Genomic DNA, 20609 nt, shown 5'->3' on the forward strand with positions numbered 1-20609 from the left:
TTTTAATATATAGTCCTATTTCTTCCTAATTTTTTAGCTTTATATAATTTCTTATCTGCTTCACTTAAAAATACTTCAAAGGAGTTAAAATTTTCCCATTCAGAAATTCCAATACTTACAGTTATTTTATGTCCAATACCTTCAAAGTTATATTCAAGTAAATTGCTATGAACTTTAGATTCTATATACAATGCTTTCTCTATGTTCTCTGTTAAGATAATAAACTCATCTCCACCATACCTTCCAGAAAATAAATAATGAGATTCAAATGATTTAACCATGTGACCTACTTTTCTTATAACTTCATTACCTACTAAATGTCCATAAGTATCATTTACACTTTTAAAATTATCTATATCTATTATCATTATTGCATATTTCTTTAAATTTTCTTTAATAATTTTTCTTATATTTCCTATAATTGCTCTCTGGTTTAATAAACCTGTCAATTCATCAGTGATGGCTAATTGCTGAAGTTTTTTATTTGCTTCTATTAACATAACTTTCTGTTCTTCTATTTCCTTAGTTTTTTCATGAACAATTGCTTCTAATCTATTATTTTCTGCTTCCATCAGACTTATTGGAAAATATTCGCCTACCTTCTGTAAGTCATTTGCAACAGAAGTATGAACACTACTTATTAATATCTCTCCTTCACATTCAACACATAAATAAGTTACTCTTATTTCTACTTGAAAATTATAGCCTTTCTTAGTTTTTTTACCAACCAAATATTCACCAAATACCATATGTAAATTTTTTGAATATTCTCTACTGTCCAACCATAATTTTTCTATGCTAAAACCTTCTGGAGACTGTCTTACATATGCCTCTAATAAACGTTCTACCTCTTCTATACTATTACCTACTTCAAACTTTCCTGTGCCAAACCAACAGATATTTTTATGAAAAAAAGACATGCATTTTTTTACATTTCTCTCTACAAAATATGAATTTATAAATTCTTCAACTCGCTTAATATATTCACTTTTACCCATAGTATCATTATCCCCTTATCATTCTACTAAGGTTATTATATCATGACATCTGATGTTTGTTTTAAAAAAGAAAAAAACCTCCTTGGAGGTCTTTTTCTAAATGTTGGGGTTTATATTTACATATTTTTTGATTATACCTTTTTGGTTTGATATTAATACATTTTAAATTATATTTCTCTATAATTCATCATGTATTTCATCTCTCTGTATTTATAATATCACATAGAGTTTCCATAATCAGTTACATCTCTGTTACCTTAGATTACAATTTTGTAATATTTGTAATCTAAGGTATAAATTTACATCCATTCTTCAATATAAATATATGCTTTTTATTAATCCTAAAGACCTTTTAAATCATATTTTTCTAAGAAAATTTTTAGCTTAGAATAAATTTGTTCTGCTCCGCCAATCTTATTTGATTCAATATTTAAAGCCAGTAATGGTTCATGTAGTGATATTCTAAGTAAAAACCATCCATCACCATTTGATTCATTACAATTAACTCTTATACCCTCGAAATTATTTGGTGCTACAGACCATCCATCAATACTTCTAACATGAGAATCTAAATCTTTTAATATATCTTCTGCATATGGTCTAAAATCTTCTTTATTAATACCTATTCTAACTTCTTTTTCTTCTTTTGCTTCTTCAAGATTTTCTATCAATTCTTCTATAGTCTTTCCTTCTAAGGATAATTTTGCTACTTTTATTAAAATTTTAGCTATTAAGTATGCTCCATCATCTAAGAAATAATTTTCTTTTAATGCTGCATGTCCAGATGTCTCTATAGCCAAATGGCATTCTTCGCCTTCACTATTTAATCTTATAGCTTCATTTATTACATTTTTATACCCTCTTTTAAATCTATGATGTCTTCCTCCTAATTCATTTATGAACTTAGCAAGACCTTCAGAAGTAATAGAATCAGTTACTATAGCTGTCTTTGGATGTTCTTCTAATATTATTGATGATATAACAGCTATAAGAGCATTTTTATTTATTGGTTTTCCATTTTTACCTACAATAGCAGCTCTATCTACGTCTGTATCAAATATTATTCCTAAATCACTCTTATTATCTAGCACAGCTTTACATATGCTTTCCATTGCTTCTTTATTTTCAGGGTTTGGTATATGGTTTGGGAACATACCATCTGGGTTCAAAAACTGACTACCTGTTGTATCTGCTCCCAGTATGTGTAAAACTTTTTCAGCAAAGAATCCTCCAGCTCCATTTCCTGCATCAACTAATATCTTTAGTCCAGAAAAAGGCTTTTCATAATTTTTACTTGAATTTACACCTATTCTAATTTTATCTATTAATAAATTAGAATAGTCTTCTATTAAATTTTTTACTATAACTTCACCTTTTTTACCAACTTCTTTACAATCTTCACTAACATTCTTAACAGCTATATCCAACATTTCTTTTATATCAGTTTTTTCTAGTCCTCCATTTTCTGTAAAAAACTTTAAACCATTATAGTAATATGGTAAGTGACTAGCTGTAATCATAATTGATCCATCAGAATTATATCCATCCATAATAGTTGTCATAAACATTGCTGGAGTTGTGGCAATATTACAATCAATTACATTACAATTGTCATTAGTCAAAGTTTCAATAACAGTACTTCTAAATTGACTTCCTGTTATCCTAGAATCAGTTCCTATAGCAACGGTCACTTTCTCTTTCTTAGTCTTTTCTTTTAACCAAATATGAAACGCTTTAGCTATTTTTCTTACTTCTTCTACAGTTAGATTAACTTCCTTAGAATCATTTTCATATGCTATTCCTCTAATATCAGTACCATTTTGCAGTTTATATAGGTCTCCCATAAAAAATTCTCCTTACTTAACTAAAATTTTTATTAAATATTGTAAAATTTATCGTTTCTATTCAAGCCCTTCATTATGAAACAGAAACATCTTATAAATTTATATTGTTACTTTATACTTTCCTTTAGCTCTTTTATTTTGTCTTTATATGAAGTTGGAGGTTTGTCATTAAATAAAGCTGAAGTACCAACAACGTATATATCTACTTTTTTACCATTCATAAGTTTGATAGTATCCTTATTTATATTTCCATCAACCTCTATAAATGGAGGATTATCATAATCTTTTAGTATATCTGTAAGTTTATCCAACTTATCCAATACAGAAAGATTAAACTTTTGACCTGCAAATCCTGGATTTACTGTCATTACTAAGATACCCTCAACTAAATCTATATATTCTTCTATTTTGTCCACACTTGTTTGAGGACTTATTGCTAAGACTGGCCCTATACCATAATCTCTTAACCTTTGTATATCTGCTTTTACATCTGTACTTGATTCTACATGAAAAGAAATATATTTTGGCTTTATATAAGACATCATATCGATATACTTGTCTGGAGTTTCTGTAGCTAAATGAATGTCTAAAGGTATTGTTGTATTTTCACTTATTGACTTTAATAGCTCTGGACCCATAGCCAAGTTTTTAACGAATATTCCATCCATAACATCACAATGAAGTAATTTCACATCTGCTTCTTCAAGAGCTTCTAATTCCTTTTTTAAATTCATTTGGTCTGCACACATTATTGAAGCACAAATAATAGACATAACTTTCCTCCTTGTTATAAATTTTAGATACTTATAAGTTTTCTTTTTCTATGTCATCAATCATTTGTAATCTTCTTGCATGTCTTTCTCCATTATAACTTGAATTTAACCATTCTTCAACAATTCTCATTGCCAATCCTTTTCCAACAACTCTTTCACCTAAACAAAGTACATTTGTATTGTTATGCTCTCTAGTGGCTTGAGCTGAGAAACAATCTGAAACAACAGCAGCTCTAATTCCTTTAAACTTATTTGCTGCAATAGACATACCAATACCTGTTCCACAACAAAGTATACCTAAATCTGATTTTTTACTTTGAACATTTTGACTTACTTTCTTTGCATATATTGGAAAATCTACACTTTCCTTTGAATTTGTACCTACATCTTCAACTTCTATACCTTTATTTAATAAGTTTTCTTTTATAAATTCTTTTAATTCATAACCACCATGGTCGCATCCAATAGATATCTTCATTAAACAGCACCTCTTTCATGATTTTTCATTTCCATTTTTAATATTTTTCAATTACCGTAAAAATAAAGCTGTCCCATTGTAGAAATTTCTTTCTATTTTTAAGACAGCTTTAATTGATTTATATTAAATCAATTTATTATTAGATATATTTATATCTATAATAATTCTTTTATATTTTTTACTATATCTTCTGTAGTTAATCCATAATGCTTTAATAAATCAGCTGGTGTACCTGATTGACCAAATACATCTTTAACACCAATTCTTCTAATTACTACATCTTTAGTTTCTGCTAAAGCTTCACATACAGCTGAACCTAAACCACCTATTATGCTATGCTCCTCTGCTGTAATTACTTTTCCAGTTTTCTTAGCAGTTTCTTTTATCAATGCTTCATCTAATGGTTTTATTGTAGACATATTGATAACTTCTACATTTACACCTTCTTTAGTAAGTTCTTCTGCTGCTTCTAAAGCTTTTGCTACCATTATTCCTGTAGCTATTACTGTTATATCAGAACCTTCTCTTAAAACAGTTCCTTTTCCTATTTCAAATTTGTAATTTTCACTGTTTATATCAGGAGTTGCAGCTCTACCTAATCTTATATACACAGGTCCATTATAATCAATAGATGCAAGTATAGCTTGTCTTGCTTCTAAAGCATCTGCTGGATTTAATACAACCATATTTGGTATACCTCTCATTAGAGATATATCTTCTATAGCTTGATGGCTACCACCATCTTCTCCTACTGTTACTCCTGCATGAGTAGCTGCTATTTTAACATTTAAATTTGGATATGCTACAGAGTTTCTTATTTGTTCATAACCTCTCCCTGCTGCAAATATTGCAAAAGTACTTGCAAAAGGTATTTTACCACAAGTAGCAAGACCTGCTGCTGTACCAATCATGTCACCTTCTGCTATCCCCATATCAAAAAATCTATCTGGAGCAACTTCTTTAAATGTTATACTTTTTGTAGCTTTTCCTAAATCTGCATCTAATACTACTATATCTTTATTTTCTGCAAGTTCTTTTAACACTTGTCCGTAAGCTTCTCTAGTTGCTATTCCCATTCTTATAGACCTCCTTCTAAATCTTTCAATGCTTGTTCTGCTTGTTCTGCATTTGGAGCTGTTCCATGCCATGCAGCATTATTTTCCATAAATGAAACACCTTTACCTTTTACTGTCTTAGCTATTATTACAGTTGGTTTTCCTGTAACTTTTTTAGCCTCATCAACTGCATTTCCTATTTCTTCAAAAGAATGTCCATTTACTACCATTACATTCCATCCAAAAGATTTGAATTTGTCATCTACTGGATTTACATTCATTACTTCTTCATTAGAACCATCTATTTGTAATCCATTTAAATCAACAAATGCAATTAAATTATCTAATTTGTAATGTGATGCTGTCATTGCAGCTTCCCATACTTGACCTTCTTGGATTTCGCCATCACCTAATATAGTATACACTGTATAGTCTTTGTTATCTAATTTTCCTGCAAGTGCCATACCATTTGCTGCAGATAGACCTTGACCAAGAGAACCAGTAGACATATCTATTCCTGCTACTTTTTTCATGTCTGGGTGACCTTGTAATTTAGAACCAAATTTTCTTAATGTTATTAGTTCTTCTTTTGGGAAAAATCCTTTTTCTGCTAATGTGGCATATAAAGCTGGTGCTGCATGACCTTTTGATAGAACAAATCTATCTCTATCATCCATTTTTGGATTTTCTACACATACATTCATTTTCTCAAAATACAACACTGTCAATATGTCAGCTATTGATAATGAACCACCTGGATGTCCGCTTTTAGCTTCTGCAACCATTTTTATTATGTTTTTTCTAATGTTATTAGAATGATCTCTAAGAGTGCTCATACTTTCTTCCTCCTGTTATTTTTTAAGACCTTACATTTCTTATCCTACAGTAGATTTTACAATTTTTTTTAAAATAATACAAATGTTTTTTTAAGATTTTACTGCTACTTTTATTTCTTCTCCGTTCATTAAAGCTGTAATACCCTCTTTAAATTCGTCTAAACTAACAGTTCTCGTAACTAAAGCTTCTGTATTTAATTTTCCACTGTTCATTAAATCCAATGCTATAATCCAAGAACTAGGCTTTTGTGATCTACTTCCTATATATTGTAATTCTCTTTGAACTATTGCATCTTGGTCCATTTCATTTAGTTTCTTAGCAAATATTCCAACTTGAACAAAAGTACCTTTTTTTCTAAGTAATCTTAAAGCTTCATTAACTGCTGGCATAAATCCAGAACAATCAAAGGCTTTACTTACTCCATTTCCATCAGTCATTTCATTTACTACATCTGCTAAATTTTCTTCCATTACATTTACTGTTCTATCTACACCAAGATTTTTAGCTATTTCTAATCTTTCTTTATCTTTTGTAACTCCAGACATTATAACTGTAGCACCTTGAGATTTAACAACTTGAGCTAATAATAAGCCGATTGGTCCTGGTCCTATTATTAAAACTGTATCATTACTTTCTATAGTGGTCTTTTCAAGAGCTGCATGAACACAACAAGCTAGTGGCTCTGTAAGAGCTGCTGATAATAAAGATACATTTTCAGGAAGAACATGTATACTTTCCTCTCTTGATAATACATACTCAGCAAAACTTCCATTTACTTGAGTCCCAATACCTTTTCTAGTTGAGCATAAGTTATAATCTTTAGTTGCACAGTATATACAACTCTCACAAGTTGCAAAAGTAGTTTCTGATGTAACTCTATCTCCTACTTTTATATTTTTAACATCTTCTCCTATTTCTACAACAATTCCAGAAAATTCATGCCCTAATGTTACTGGAGCTTTTATATTTGCATATTCTCCTTTAAATGAATGTATATCTGAACCACATATACCACTATATTCTACTTTTATTTTAACCTTGTCTCCTGTAGCTTTTGGCTCTTCTACATCTAAGACTTCTACATTATCATAGCCTGGTTTAGTTTTAACTACTGCCTTCATTATTTTTCAACCCCTTGTGGTAAAATTAATATCTTATTAAATTCTTCTTTTCTATCTCTTATCATCTCAAAAGCTTTGTAAGTGTCTTCAAGGGAAAATCTATGAGATACCATTTCTTTTAATTTTATTTTTCCTTCATTAACTAGGTTGATTCCTTTAGTCCATTCTTGCCCTGGGAATGGTGCAGAATAAGAGTTCCAGAAACCTTTTAATTCTAGTTCTTTTCTAAATATATTTTCAAATGCTTCTTCTGATAAAGTTATATCTGAGTATGCTATTCCTAAAAATCCTATTTTACTTTTCTTTTTAGTTATAAGTAAACACTGTTCTTGAGTTATTTTTGAACCTGCACATTCAAGAGCTATGTCAACACCTTTTCCATCAGTAAGTTCTTTTATTTTTTCTACTGGGTTAACATCTTTAGCATTGATTATTATATCAGCCCCTAATTCCTTTGATTCTCTTAATTTATTCTCAGATATGTCAACTGCTATAATTTTTCCTGCTCCTGCTATTTTAAGTCCTTGTATTACTAATTGTCCCATTGTTCCACTACCCATTACAGCTACAGTGTCTCCAACTTGAACACCTATATTAAGTACTCCATGCATAGCAACTGCTAATGGTTCTATCATAGCTGCATCTTCAAAATCCATGTCTCCTATTGGTAATACATTTGTAGCTTTTATATTTGCATACTCTGCAAAAGCTCCAAAAGTCTTAGCTCCTAACATTCCATGGTCATCACATAGTGAAAATAATCCTCTTTTGCAATATTCACATTCATTACAAGGTATAAAAGGAATTGCAACTACTCTATCTCCAACTTTTACATTCTTTACATCCTTACCAACTTCAGCAATTACTCCAGAAAATTCATGTCCTGGTATAGCTGGAACTGGATATTTCCAATGTTTTAATACTCTTGGAGGATCTGACCCACATATTCCTGCTGCCATAACTTTTATTTTTACTTCATCACTTTCACATGGTTTTATTTCTATATCTTCAAATCTCATATCATTTGTGCCATGTAATACTGCTGCTTTCACGATAAATCTCCTCCTCTTGTATTTTGTATTTTTTAAAATTTTATAAAAAATATTACTCTTTTCTAGTAGCTGCTAAATGTTAAATTTTCGCATACTTTACTAAAAAAGAGTAATCTCTATTAACTACATATTAGAATATTCCAAATGAAGAAACTAATTGAGATAATTTCAATATTCCCCATTTTAGCAAGTTACCACCTGTATCTATACTTGTAACCATTGTTGTTCCTTCTGGCATCATGTTTGCTTGTTGTAATAATTGTGTATGAACATCTGCAAAGTTTGTAGCCATATAAAGTGATATAGCTATTACTATAGTTCCTGTTATAACTGACTGAACTATATTACCTTTTCTAAAGCATACTATAAATGCCATATAGAATGGTATTGTCGCTAAGTCTCCAAATGGTAGAACTTTATTTCCTGGTAATATAACTGCTAAGAATAGAGTTATAGGAACAAGTATAAGAGCTGTTGATATAACTGCTGGATGCCCAGTTGCTACTGCTGCATCTAGTCCTATATAAAGTTCTCTGTCTCCATATTTTGCTTGTAAGAAATCTCTTATTGATTCTGAAATTGGAATTAGACCTTCCATTAATATTCTAACCATTCTAGGCATAAGTAACATTACTGCACCCATTGATATACCTACATTGAATATTCCTGCTACATCATATCCAGCAAGTGCTCCAAGTATTATACCTAATATAATACCCATCATCATTGGTTCTCCAAAGATACCAAACTTTTTCTGTATAGAATCTGGGTCTGCTTGTATCTTATTTATTCCTGGTATTTTTTCAACAAATTTTCCTACTAAATATCCAAGTGGAGCAAATGAAGCTGTTGAACCAGTTGGTAGTGCTATACCTTCTAAATCATAAAACTCCTGGACGTTTTTGGCTGTTTTTTCTGCAATAAATAGTACTAATAATTCCATTAATATCGCACAGAATATAGCCCAAAGGTAACTTCCTGTTACTATATATCCAACTGCACCTGCTACTATAAAGTGCCAATAGTTCCATATATCAACGTTTAATATCTTTGTTTTATTGAAGTATAATAATAGTAAGTTTACTAATAAACAAACTGGTATTAATATTGGTGCAACTGGTGAAGCCCATGTTGCTGATGCTGTTGTTGGCCAACCAACATCTATTACTGTTAAGTTAAGTCCAAATCTTTCAACCATTCCTTGAGCTGCTGGCCCTAGTGTTGAAGTTAATAGGTTTACAACTAAGTTTATACCCACAAATCCTATACCAATTGTAAGACCTGACTTTAGAGCTTTTGTAAACTTAATTCTAAATATCATTCCTAAGACTACAATTGTTATTGGTAGTATTACTGTTGGTCCCATGTTTAAAATGTATTGTACTACTGCTAATAATTTATCCATTTATAAATCCTCCTTTTTCTGTTTTATAAAATATGATTTCAATGTATTTATGATAGGATTATTTTAAAGCATCTAATATTTTCTTATCTAATGCTGCTGTATTTACTCCAGTTATATAAGCTGTTGCTTTTATTGCTGGTATATTATAAGTTGTTGGTAATATAGTTGTTGACACTATTAAGTCTGCTCCATCTTGCTTTGTTGCACATTCAGCTATTTTGCATTGTATAACTTCTGCTTGTATATTGTTTTCCTTAACTAATCTCTCTACCTTGTCACAAACTACTGTTGATGTTGCTATTCCTGCTCCACATGCTACTAATATTTTTTTCATTTTTATTTCCTCCCAATGATTTTATTTTCTATTTTTTATTTTTAGTACTTTTATTTCTTTTTTATAAAGACTTTATTGTCTTTAAAACTTCTTCTTTGTCAGTAGAATTTATTAACTTGTCAACTAACTCTTTATTTTGCATAATTCCCATCAACTCTGTTAATACAGATAATTGACTATGTGGTTGATTAAGACCTAATACAAAAGCTAAATTTACAGGCACTTTTTCATCTTGGTCTTCCATAGAACTAAATACTACTGGTTCATTAAAAGTACAGACTGCTATAAATTGCTCTTTTATATATTCTGCATCTGTATGTGGTATGGCTACTCCATAGTCACCTAAATTTAAACCTGTCGGAAATACATTCTCTCTTCCTAATATTTTTTCTCCAAATTCTTCTTTTACAAAGCCTAGTTCAAAAACTTTATTATGTATTTCTTTAAAGAAATCTTCTTTTGTTTTACACTCCATTTTAAGGTTTATAACTTTATCACTTACAAAATTTATAAACTCCATATTTACACCTCCTAATTGCACTTATCTTATATCTTGTTTTTCTTGCCTTTATATAAAGCATGCCGCGTGCCAAAAAGTGGCTTTTTTTGTGAAACAAAAGAAAATGTTTTCCCTAAAATGCTACTCTATTATAGGATTTTACCCAACTTTCATTGATAAATTTTTTTTAATTTTTATTTTAATTTTTACTTGTTAATCACTTAACTAACCATACTTTTTTATATTTTTTGTGGTTTTTTTTGTTATAGAAATGATTTTTTTGTTTTTTATTAATGGTTTTTTATGTTTAATAATCTTTTTATGTAATTATTTATTCTAAAAATAGTTTATTTTTTCATATTTTCTTCATCTATTCTATTTTTAGATGAATGAATTTTCATATAATTGTCCAATAAAATTCATTTTTAGCATAAATAAATTCATCTATTTTCTTTATTCATGTAATAAAATCAAGATGTCAACATGAAAACTTAATATGAAAAGGTGGTAAACTATGAAAAGAAAAAATTTATTTAAGATTGTATTTTTATGCAGTGTATTATTCATTTTCGGAATTTTTGTAAATCGAGTCTTTGCAAATCAAAACAAATCAAAACCAACGCTATATATCTCTATAAATGGTTATGATATAACACTTTCTAAAGAAGGCATTTTTAATAGTCAAAATGTAAAGCAGCTTAATTCTACTGCCCAAAATAGCATAGCAGTAAAAAACAATGATAAAGCAAGCATTGTAAAAATAAACGACAAAGAAATCGATATATCTAAAAACTCTACTTTTGAATTGAAAGAAATAAGTAGTTCCTCAAAAATAAAAATATCTGTTATGTATAAAAATGAAAGTTCATACAGAAATTATTATATAAATTCTCTTTCAAAAAACTTTCCAAAGTATAATGTTACTGCAAATAGCCCTTATGATGGTGATTATTATCTTACTACGCACAACGAAGAACATAATTTTGTATTTAAATTAAACAATGATGGAAATATAATTTTTTATAAAGAGGTTGAATCAAATCCTTTTGACTTTAAAAAAATAACTACAGAGGATGGTAAAATTAGATATGGGTACTTACTACAAGATAAAGATTCAACAAAAAGAATAAATGCTGTTGGATATTCACCAACTTATCTTGTAATCTTAGATGAGAACTATAATGAAATAAATAAAATTACTATGGAAAAAAGTAAAAATATAGATGCTGGTACTGAATTAGAAAATCATGATTTTATATATATAAATGACAATCACTATATTGTTTCTAGTTATCAAAAAGTTAAAGCAACAAATATTCCATCAAGTTTAAGTAAAGGAAATTCACCTTATGTAGTAAATAGTGTATTACAAGAGATAAAAGATGGAAAGGTTGTATGGCAGTGGGAAAGTACTGACAATCAAAAACTATATTCAGAAAGCGTTGAAAACAATACTTTTAGCCAAAAAAGTGACTCAGCTTTAGATTATGTACATTTTAATTCTATGGCTATTGACCCAAATGATGGAAACTTAATTTGTTCATTTAGAAATCTAGATGAAGTTATAAAATTAGATAGAAAAACAGGAGAGATTCTTTGGACATTAGGAGGATTGGGAGATGAGTTTAACTTAACAGATAATCAAAAATTCTCAAGACAACATAATACTAGAATTACAGAAGATGGATACATAACTCTATATGATAATGGCGTAAAAAATCAAGCTACAAGAGTTGTTAAAATAAAATTGGATGAAGAAAATAAAAAAGTTACCGAATATAATTCATATAGTATAGATGACTACTATAAATATATGGGGTCAGTTCAAGAAATAGATAGTGATAAAAATGTGTTTTTGATTGGTACTGGAGGAAAAGCTGGAGAAAGCCAGGATTTAGTAGCTATGGAAAAAGACTTTTCTAATGACAAAATTTATTTTAAATTCTCCTTTAAAAGTGGTGAAAGTATGTATAGATGTTATAAAATTCAATAACAAATTTATCTAATATAAAAAGCAGGTGCCAACTCTTATGTTGTTGTAACACCTGCTTAAATATTAGAAAATCACTATAATACCATATTATTGGTATTTTCCTGTCTACAGTTTTTAATTTCTTATATTCACTAGATAATCCTATTTATTTGGTCTATGCATAAACTATTATAATACATATTTTCTCTTTTAGTACTGTCCTTTATTAACCCATAATTATATGTATCTGTATAATTCTAAAATATTATAAATTAATATAAAAAAATTATTATTTGTCATATGTATTAAGTTAAGTTGTTAAGGATTTGCTATCACAAATCTTTGGTCTTCACTAGGAGAAACACCTTTTTGTTTTTCTATATATTCTGTTATTATATCCGTAATTTTAATATTTGTCTTATCACACTTCTTAATATATTTGTCTGGAACGCTATAATCCATAACAGCAATTGAATATGATTTGTTTAAATCTATAGAATCTCCTTCTGCTGTTGTAATCTTTTTAATTCTTTTACCTGGTTTATCTGTTGGAGAATACTCCATTTTAAGCCCAGAGAAATAATAAAACCATCCACTATTGTTGTTATCCACAGTTATAGAGTGTTCTAAAGTGTTAAGGAGGTCTTTACCAGTCATACTTATCTTCCATAGTGTTCCAGTCTCTCCATGCTTTAAATCAGGAAATATTCGTTGTATATCTGTTGTTGTAACATCACCTTTATAAAGCTTAGCACTAACTCCCTTACCATTATAGCGTCCATCTTTACCATTATCTAAAAACAATGCAATTTCACATCCACTTTTCGCACACATAGCATCTGTTATAAGGTTTCCTGTTTCAATCATAGAAAAATCTTTTTTAGCATTTCCAATTACTTTAGGACTTATAGCTTTTGAAGAAGATGTGTTCTGTTTATCAACCATTTTTATAACATCATTTTTATCTAATGTCCCATCTATCATTCCAGCAAGACCTTCACGCAATGAGTCTTGTATATTTTTAAAAGTAGGAAAAACAGCATATCGTCCATGTTTTAAAGCTGGTAATAATGGTTCTATTTCAGATTCACTTGGTAATGGCATCCCTTTTAAACTTGAAAACATGCCACCAGCATCACTAGATAATGCTTCTTGCCCTTCAGGAGTACTAATATAATTCATCAACTGCATCACTAAGTCATATTTTTCTTTATTTTCTGATTCAGTTAAATGCTTATTAAGACCAATGTAACAAACCATATATAATCTAGCCCAATCTCCATCTTCACCAGGACTAAAAAACGGCATAAGTGCAAATTCATCAGTAGACCCAGTTTGTTCAAAAGCTGAACGTGCCAGTAAATTAGAGTCTTCTGTCATAGCACATTGACGAGTAAACAACATATTTTGGCTATCTTGATAGTGTAGATTTAAGTCATTCTTCTTCAGTACCCCTTTTTGGATAAGTTCTTGAAAAACATCCAAAGAAGGTTTGAAATGATCACCAAAACTTCCACTTCCATTATTATAATTATCAAGCCATTTAGCATCTTCAGGTTTACTAAAGCTATTTGCATAGTTAAAACCAATAAATGGTGTATCCAAGACTTCTTTATTTCCAAGACTAAGTTGTAAGGAACGCATACCTGTCTTCTCAATTTTTTGACATAATTCAATGAATTCATTATAATTTTTAGGCACATCCCAACCATTTTCTTCAAATAACGTTTTATTATAGACAATAGCACGTATAGTTGCAGGTCCTGGTAAATAATAAAGCTTTCCATCTCTAGTAATAGGCTTAAGCATTGATGTATTATACTTACTGGTAAACGTCATACCAGATAAATCAATAAGTCGGTCATCCCAGTATTCCTCTCCTACATCTAGTGGCCAAGTCATAACTATATCAGTTAAATCATCATGCTCTAAACGTGCTTTATATTCCTCTGCTAAAGTAGTATTGGCTGTGTAGTTCCCAACTTGAACAATATCAATATTAGGAAATTTTTTTTCAACAGCTTTTTCAAAGTTATTAATTGAAAAAGCATACTTAACCAAAATAGTAATAGGAGTTCGATTATCTTGGGTTACTTTTTGTGTTAGAATATCTTCTGTTTCATTTTTTGTACACCCACAAGTTATAAAAGTTACAAAAATACTAAGTAAAATTAATACCAAAGATAGTTTGATTTTATAAAAGTGCCTTAAATATTTAAGCTTCAAACATCGTAACATATAGTATCACTCCTCATCATTTTTTGGTAACCCAAATAAAAGTTCTTCAAAATTTGAAATTGGCATTGGTTTTGCAAATACATATCCTTGAATATAGTCACAACCTATTTCTTTTAGCATTTTTACTTGATTATACTCTTCAACACCTTCTGCCACAGTAGTCATAGAAAGTGATTTTGCCATAACAATGATACTGCTTACTACAGACTTAGTACGACCATAGTTGTTTTTAGTATTTCTAAAAAATATCTTATCTAATTTTAATGTATCTACAGGTATATCCTGTATAAGATTTAGTGAAGAATATCCACTTCCAAAATCATCCATAGAACATCCAAATCCCATTGAATGAATTTCATCAATAATGGCAGATAAACGTTCAGTATCTTCATATACCATATTTTCTGTCAGCTCAATCTCAATATACTGTGAAGGCACACTATAACGTGAAAAAATTTCATAATACTTATCTAAAAACTTTTCATCTTTTAATTGAATCCTTGAACAGTTTACAGATATTTTTACTAAATCTTTACCTTCATTTAGCCATCTTTGCAAAGTCATACAAACATTTTCAAATACCCATAAATCTACATTTACAATAAATCCATTTTTCTCAAACAATGGGATAAATGCGTCTGGATAAATCATACCTTCTGATTTACTAATCCAACGAACTAATGCCTCTGCTCCCCCTATTTTCTCATTTTCAGTCATATATTTAGGTTGTAGATATACTTGGAATTCTCCTTCTTCTAAGGCACTTTCCATCATATCCTCTAACTGTTTTTCACGTACTAATTGTTGACGAACCTTTTCATTATAAATAGAATACTTTATCTTATTATTTTTAAAATCTTTTGTAGAATCACGCAATGCAAGTTTTGCGCGGTCAGCCATGTACGGAAATTCCATAGAAGTATCTGTAATTATAAAAACACCAAATTGTATGGAAAGAGAAGCCCACTCAAACCCATATTTTCCGGAATTTTTCATAATAGCATCATACCAATCTTCAAATCTTCTAGTAAGAGAAGAGTCCTCACTATATGATATGAGTATACAGAAGTTATCTGCAAACAATCTTCCCATACATTCATTAGGAGCTAAAAGAGAGGTTATACCATCATACACTCCTCGTAATATAGAATCTCCTGCTTTTCTTCCAAACTGGTCATTTAGCATTTTAAACTTTTCAATATTCATATATACAAGTGCATATTGTTCAGAAGATTGATTTAATAAGTCATCTGAGATATTATAAAATTTCTGTATTGTATTTCCTTTAGTCACAGTATCTACATAGGCAATCTGTTCTAAGTTCTTCTTATGTCGATAAAAAGATATTATCAAAGCTATTGTAAGAATTGCAAATGCTAATGTTATAAAACCACATAATAATAATGTAATCTTTAACAATAAGTTAGATTTTGCATTTACTACAGATACTGGCACAAAAGTTAACAAATACCAATTTTCCTGTCCAATAGGAATATATACCATATATTCGTGTGAACCATTTAATTTAAACCCAATTTGCCCACTAAGATTATTGTTTATATCATTTTTCATCTTGCTGAAGTCACTATTAGAATCTAACTGAGATTGGCTTATAGTGTTCAGTATATTATACCCTGTTTTTTCAGCAATAGGAGATGATGAACGAACTACCACTGTACCATCTTTATTGATAATATGTGAATATGCTTGATTGTTAAATGAAGTCATAGATAGCACTTTATCAAAGGCTTCAGGAGAATAACTTATCGCAAGTGCAACTATATTTTTATTATCAATCGACACATTATCTAGTGGGACAGCAAAAACTATACATTCTTTATTATCTATCATTTGTGACACAGACATAGATTCTTTCTTATTTATGACAGCATCTTGAAGGTATGCATCACTGCTAAGAGAAACTGATTCGCCATCAGAATTATACGCAACTCCATTTTCATCAATCATCATAATATCTTGGCAATTCCAATATTTTTTTTGAGAATCCATTATAGGTTTCGCTTTCTGAAAAGAATCTATATTTGTATTTTTTATCATTAATGCTATTGTATCTAATATAGAGTAGCTGTCATCAATAATCTTACTCACATTACTACCTATTCTATTAGATATTTCTTGAAGATAGTTGCTACTTTCTTCTTGCACAGTGTTTCTCAATTTACAATAGTATTTAAAACATATTACACCCATAAAAAAACATACAACTATGAATACTATCGCTATTGTCCTAACCATTTGTGTGCTGTTTAACGTTTTTCTTTTTACACTCATATAATACCCCTTGAATAATAAATCTAAATATGTATTAATAATTAAAGACTTCCGAATTTAACTTAAACTTAGTAAGTAATTTATTGTATAATACAAGTTTAGATTAATAATTAAATACCTTCATTTATACAAAAACCGTTATCTTCTACTATACTACTTAAGAAAACAAGAATTTAATATATTCATTTCTAATCTCATAATAATCATTTTTTGAAAATAAAAGCTTAATAGTTATTTTTATTAATTTATAATTTATAAAAGATTGTTTAATATTCTATTAATGATTAAAAATAATTAGACATTAATTTCTTAATATAGTAACCTATCCTTATTATAGCTTCTATATTTTAATTTTGGAATAGTTTAGATATTTTTTATATTTATATATAATAATATCTTGATTTTTTTAGAAATCTATGTACCATATATTTCTAAACATACCCAAAAAACTTATAATTTACCTATATTTTATTAATATATTTATTTTTTAATAGATAATAACAATACTATAAAAATAAAATAACAACACTATTAATAAACATTATTTTATAAGAAGTTATCCATAAATAAAAAAAGGTTAATACTATAAAATCAAATAAATTGATTTTATAGTATTAACTTTAAGGTTGAACAATTAATTAAATAGAATAATCTCTTTTCAAACTCCTACTAAAATTAATTATTTTTATTTTGTATTTTTATATTAAGAGCTAACTTAATATCTTTTTTATCTCATTTTTATCTTCAGTATTTAATAGAACTTCTAAAGTATGCTGGTCATTAATTTTTGAAAACAAGCTTCGTATCTCTTTTTTGTTATTTTCTTTAAGGGCTAATAATACTACTAAATCTACCATAAATTTATTATCCCATACAATAGGTTTATTTAACCGTGCTATGGCTATTGCAGGTTTTATAACGTTTTCTGGAAGTCCATGTGGTACAGCTACTTTTGAACCCATCACAACACTTCCCATAGCCTCTCTTTTATATACACTTAAGATATACTTTGAGTCTACATAGCCACCTTCTTCAAGCTTTGAAACAAGTGTATCAATTATATACTCCTTTGAAATTCCTTCAAAATTGTATAAAATCAAATCTTCATGTATTAAGTTATTCAATTGATTGTCACTATTTAAAGCTGGCGGTTTATTATTTAAGTGTTCTAAGACTTTATTAATACCATTTTTACCAAGTACTTCATTATAAGAAATAAAAGGTACATTTTTGTAATCTATATCAATAGTTCCACAGATAGCAATAATATTGTATTCAGCTTCAATATCATTTAACTCTTCTTCTAAATTATTATTTAAAAAAGCAATTGGCTTCACTTCAATTGAAGTATCATATTCCTTAATTTGTTTTTCTATATGCTCCTTTAAGTTTAAAGCGGTACCCACACCACTCAAACACAATGTAATAATTACATTCTTCTTTCCATATTCATTTTTTCTATAACTAAACTTATTTGTATTTATCATGGCATAATTTTTATTTTTCTTTAAATCTGCTATTATACCATCTAAACTTTTCCCTTCAATAGTTGCAAGTTTTCCTGCCTCCATTGCCAATAATGTATCTACTCTATTTACAGTTTTACATCTAATTCCAAGTCTTTTTTCAACCTCATCACCAAGAATTACTAAAGAACCCATATCAATTAGAACTAGAATCCCTTTCCTAGCTTCTATCTTTTGAAGTTCTACTAATACATGTTCTATCCCTTCTGATGGTGAATCTGTAAGTGCTATTTCTATACCTAATGTACACTCTATACCAAGAATATGATTTACGACATTAGACATTTCAATACCAACTTTACCATGTGTAACTATTACTACTTTTACTTTATCTTTTATACTTTCATCATTATAACAAAATTTATTTATATAATAAGCTAAATATCCAAGTTCATCTTCTGGAAATGTTACTTGTGTTAAGTCTTCTACTATACCCATTATATATCTAGATAACTCATATTCCATTGGCATTGATGCTTTTATTTTATCTAGACTTGGATTTATTATAGTTTTTCCATCTTTTATCCTTCCTATAGCATGTTCGATATGAATTGCTAGAGCTAAATATAGTCCCTGATTTACATGTTTAAACTGCTCTTTAATAAATATTATTACCTTATCCATTATCTCAAGTGTAGACTCTTTTAATTGTCCACCCCAGTCTATTCTGCTTCTTCTGTCAGACAAGTTTTTATTATTTTTAATAGCATTAAACTTTTTATCCAACTTTTCTATAAATGCATTTTTTAATTCTTCTTCAGAAAAACATTTACTCTCCAGAACCTTAAGTTCTTTTTCTGCATAATTGTATATCTCACTTATTTCATTATCTGATAAAATTCTATTTTTTCCACTAACCAATTCACTAATATCTATATATATATCTTCAACTGAGAACTCAGAATACTTTTCATTTTCACAATTACAATCATAATACCCACTTTTTATATAATCCCTTAAACTATCTAAATCTATAATTACCTTATCACTAGAAAATATTGACTTACTAAAAGCCCTAGCACAGGTTACTTGTATATCACTCTTTAACTGACCTATATTTCCAGTACACTTATAATTCATTAGTGCGCACATAACTTCTTTAGTTATTATAAAATTCTTGTTTACTCTTTTTGCTTCTCTTTCAAAAAACTTTATTATTATCTCATATCTTTCAGATTTTGGTCTTTCACTCATATTAGGTAAATTTATTACCATTGGTATACGTCTTCTAAAAGTCTGAAGTAAATTAGAATTTGGATTTTCTGTTGTAGCACTTATTATGAGAACATTTGCCTTTCTAGTAGAACTACTTTCTCCTAATCTTCTAAATTCACCTCTATCTATTAATGAAAATAGTATCTCTTGCCCAGCAGCAGGCAATCTATGAATTTCATCTAAAAATAAAATTCCATTATCAGCCTTTTCTACAAGACCTTCTCTATTTGCATCTGCACCTGTATATGCACCTTTTACTACTCCAAAAAGTTGAGCTATCAGTAAATTAGGATTTTCTGCATAATCTGCACAGTTAAATACTATAAATGGGCTATTTTCTTCTTTGATATTATTTTTCACAGCATATTTATACATACATGTGGCTAGTTCACTTTTTCCTACACCTGTTTCTCCATATATTATAGTGTGAAGACCATTAGGAGGATACATTATTGCTGACTTAGCTAAGTTTACCTTTTCTTTTAGGCTTCCCTTTATACCTATCAAGTCTTCAAATCCATCTTCTTCTACAACTTTACTTACCTTTACATACTTTCCTGATGATGCTAAGTCTTTATCTTTAATACCACCCTTTGACTGATTTAAATTTTCTTCTTTTAATAATTTTGACACTGCACTTCTTGATATGTTATATCCATTATCTATTAATATCTCGGTTATTTTTCTTTCAGACATCTGAGGGTTTTCACTTACAATTTTTGATATATCTTTTATTAAGATTTTTTTTCTTCTTTCTCTTGAATCTAAAATATTATTTTTTTTTCTTACTGCTATAACTTCAGACCTAGCTACATCTAACATTTCAGCAAGTTCTTGGTCAGTATATGGATTTTTTTTGTCTTCTCTTTCTATTTCTCTTAATATTTTATCCATCTTTCGCCTCCTCACTTAAAAAATTAATCTATTTCAATATATTATACACCAAAATAAGACTAGGCAAAATAGCCTA

Annotated in this window: 15 protein-coding genes; 1 reads left to right on the plus strand and 14 read right to left on the minus strand. The window is 29.0% G+C overall.

Annotated features, from left to right (window positions below; genetic code table 11):
- Nucleotides 1-2: 2 nt before the first annotated feature.
- The 11 genes from KGF38_RS07160 to KGF38_RS07210 all read right to left on the minus strand — a co-directional run bounded on the left by KGF38_RS07160 (nt 3) and on the right by KGF38_RS07210 (nt 10417).
- Entirely contained in the window at nt 3-998 is a 996-nt protein-coding gene (locus KGF38_RS07160; protein WP_054270919.1) for a GGDEF domain-containing protein, read from the minus strand.
- Nucleotides 999-1339: 341 nt separating this feature from the next.
- Nucleotides 1340-2842, minus strand: coding sequence for a phosphoglucomutase (locus KGF38_RS07165; protein WP_054270920.1), 1503 nt, complete (start codon nt 2840-2842; stop codon nt 1340-1342).
- Nucleotides 2843-2949: 107 nt separating this feature from the next.
- The gene (locus KGF38_RS07170) at nt 2950-3615 is read right to left on the minus strand and encodes a ribulose-phosphate 3-epimerase (protein WP_054270921.1); all 666 of its coding nucleotides are present in this window, start codon (nt 3613-3615) and stop codon (nt 2950-2952) included.
- A 31-nt stretch (nt 3616-3646) separates the two neighbouring features.
- Nucleotides 3647-4093 (minus strand): ribose 5-phosphate isomerase B, encoded by a 447-nt coding sequence (rpiB, locus tag KGF38_RS07175; protein ID WP_054277101.1) that lies wholly within the window; start codon nt 4091-4093, stop codon nt 3647-3649.
- Nucleotides 4094-4248: 155 nt separating this feature from the next.
- The gene (locus tag KGF38_RS07180; RefSeq protein ID WP_074178380.1) at nt 4249-5169 is read right to left on the minus strand and encodes a transketolase family protein; all 921 of its coding nucleotides are present in this window, start codon (nt 5167-5169) and stop codon (nt 4249-4251) included.
- A gap of 2 nt (nt 5170-5171) precedes the next feature.
- Nucleotides 5172-5984 (minus strand): transketolase, encoded by an 813-nt coding sequence (locus tag KGF38_RS07185; RefSeq protein WP_054270924.1) that lies wholly within the window; start codon nt 5982-5984, stop codon nt 5172-5174.
- A gap of 90 nt (nt 5985-6074) precedes the next feature.
- Entirely contained in the window at nt 6075-7106 is a 1032-nt protein-coding gene (locus KGF38_RS07190; RefSeq protein ID WP_074178381.1) for a zinc-binding dehydrogenase, read from the minus strand.
- Entirely contained in the window at nt 7106-8158 is a 1053-nt protein-coding gene (locus KGF38_RS07195; RefSeq protein WP_054270926.1) for a galactitol-1-phosphate 5-dehydrogenase, read from the minus strand. Before KGF38_RS07195 ends, KGF38_RS07190 begins: the two co-directional genes overlap by 1 nt.
- A 130-nt stretch (nt 8159-8288) precedes the next feature.
- A complete protein-coding gene (locus KGF38_RS07200) occupies nt 8289-9563 on the minus strand; it encodes a PTS galactitol transporter subunit IIC (RefSeq protein WP_054270927.1) in 1275 nt (424 codons plus the stop codon).
- Between the two features lie 58 nt (nt 9564-9621).
- Complete coding sequence (locus KGF38_RS07205) at nt 9622-9897, minus strand: PTS sugar transporter subunit IIB (protein ID WP_021385190.1); 276 nt, start codon at nt 9895-9897, stop codon at nt 9622-9624.
- A gap of 61 nt (nt 9898-9958) precedes the next feature.
- Nucleotides 9959-10417, minus strand: a complete 459-nt coding sequence (locus KGF38_RS07210; RefSeq protein ID WP_021385161.1) for a PTS sugar transporter subunit IIA — start codon at nt 10415-10417, stop codon at nt 9959-9961.
- A 493-nt stretch (nt 10418-10910) separates the two neighbouring features.
- Between KGF38_RS07210 and KGF38_RS07215 the strand changes: the two genes are divergently transcribed.
- Nucleotides 10911-12389 carry an arylsulfotransferase family protein gene (locus KGF38_RS07215; protein ID WP_074178382.1) on the plus strand — a complete coding sequence of 493 codons (1479 nt, stop codon included), beginning with the start codon at nt 10911-10913 and terminating at the stop codon, nt 12387-12389.
- Nucleotides 12390-12686: 297 nt separating this feature from the next.
- Here the strand turns inward: KGF38_RS07215 and KGF38_RS07220 are convergent, their stop codons facing one another.
- The 3 genes from KGF38_RS07220 to KGF38_RS07230 form a co-directional block, all read right to left on the minus strand.
- A complete protein-coding gene (locus tag KGF38_RS07220; RefSeq protein ID WP_074178383.1) occupies nt 12687-14606 on the minus strand; it encodes an extracellular solute-binding protein in 1920 nt (639 codons plus the stop codon).
- A 6-nt stretch (nt 14607-14612) separates the two neighbouring features.
- Complete coding sequence (locus tag KGF38_RS07225; RefSeq protein WP_054270930.1) at nt 14613-16898, minus strand: GGDEF domain-containing protein; 2286 nt, start codon at nt 16896-16898, stop codon at nt 14613-14615.
- Nucleotides 16899-17608: 710 nt separating this feature from the next.
- Complete coding sequence (locus tag KGF38_RS07230) at nt 17609-20533, minus strand: sigma 54-interacting transcriptional regulator (RefSeq protein ID WP_176702451.1); 2925 nt, start codon at nt 20531-20533, stop codon at nt 17609-17611.
- Between the last annotated feature and the right edge of the window lie 76 nt (nt 20534-20609).

The sequence above is a fragment of the Clostridioides sp. ZZV14-6387 genome, from assembly GCF_020657835.1.
Lineage (GTDB): Bacteria > Bacillota > Clostridia > Peptostreptococcales > Peptostreptococcaceae > Clostridioides > Clostridioides difficile_A.

Coding starts and splice junctions, on each gene's coding strand:
- KGF38_RS07170 (WP_054270921.1), bottom strand. CDS start 3,615: ATGTCTATTATTTGTGCTTCAATAATGTGTGCAGACCAAATGAATTTA.
- KGF38_RS07185 (WP_054270924.1), bottom strand. CDS start 5,984: ATGAGCACTCTTAGAGATCATTCTAATAACATTAGAAAAAACATAATA.
- rpiB (WP_054277101.1), bottom strand. CDS start 4,093: ATGAAGATATCTATTGGATGCGACCATGGTGGTTATGAATTAAAAGAA.
- KGF38_RS07230 (WP_176702451.1), bottom strand. CDS start 20,533: ATGGATAAAATATTAAGAGAAATAGAAAGAGAAGACAAAAAAAATCCA.
- KGF38_RS07210 (WP_021385161.1), bottom strand. CDS start 10,417: ATGGAGTTTATAAATTTTGTAAGTGATAAAGTTATAAACCTTAAAATG.
- KGF38_RS07220 (WP_074178383.1), bottom strand. CDS start 14,606: ATGTTACGATGTTTGAAGCTTAAATATTTAAGGCACTTTTATAAAATC.
- KGF38_RS07225 (WP_054270930.1), bottom strand. CDS start 16,898: ATGAGTGTAAAAAGAAAAACGTTAAACAGCACACAAATGGTTAGGACA.
- KGF38_RS07200 (WP_054270927.1), bottom strand. CDS start 9,563: ATGGATAAATTATTAGCAGTAGTACAATACATTTTAAACATGGGACCA.
- KGF38_RS07190 (WP_074178381.1), bottom strand. CDS start 7,106: ATGAAGGCAGTAGTTAAAACTAAACCAGGCTATGATAATGTAGAAGTC.
- KGF38_RS07165 (WP_054270920.1), bottom strand. CDS start 2,842: ATGGGAGACCTATATAAACTGCAAAATGGTACTGATATTAGAGGAATA.
- KGF38_RS07160 (WP_054270919.1), bottom strand. CDS start 998: ATGGGTAAAAGTGAATATATTAAGCGAGTTGAAGAATTTATAAATTCA.
- KGF38_RS07215 (WP_074178382.1), top strand. CDS start 10,911: ATGAAAAGAAAAAATTTATTTAAGATTGTATTTTTATGCAGTGTATTA.
- KGF38_RS07180 (WP_074178380.1), bottom strand. CDS start 5,169: ATGGGAATAGCAACTAGAGAAGCTTACGGACAAGTGTTAAAAGAACTT.
- KGF38_RS07205 (WP_021385190.1), bottom strand. CDS start 9,897: ATGAAAAAAATATTAGTAGCATGTGGAGCAGGAATAGCAACATCAACA.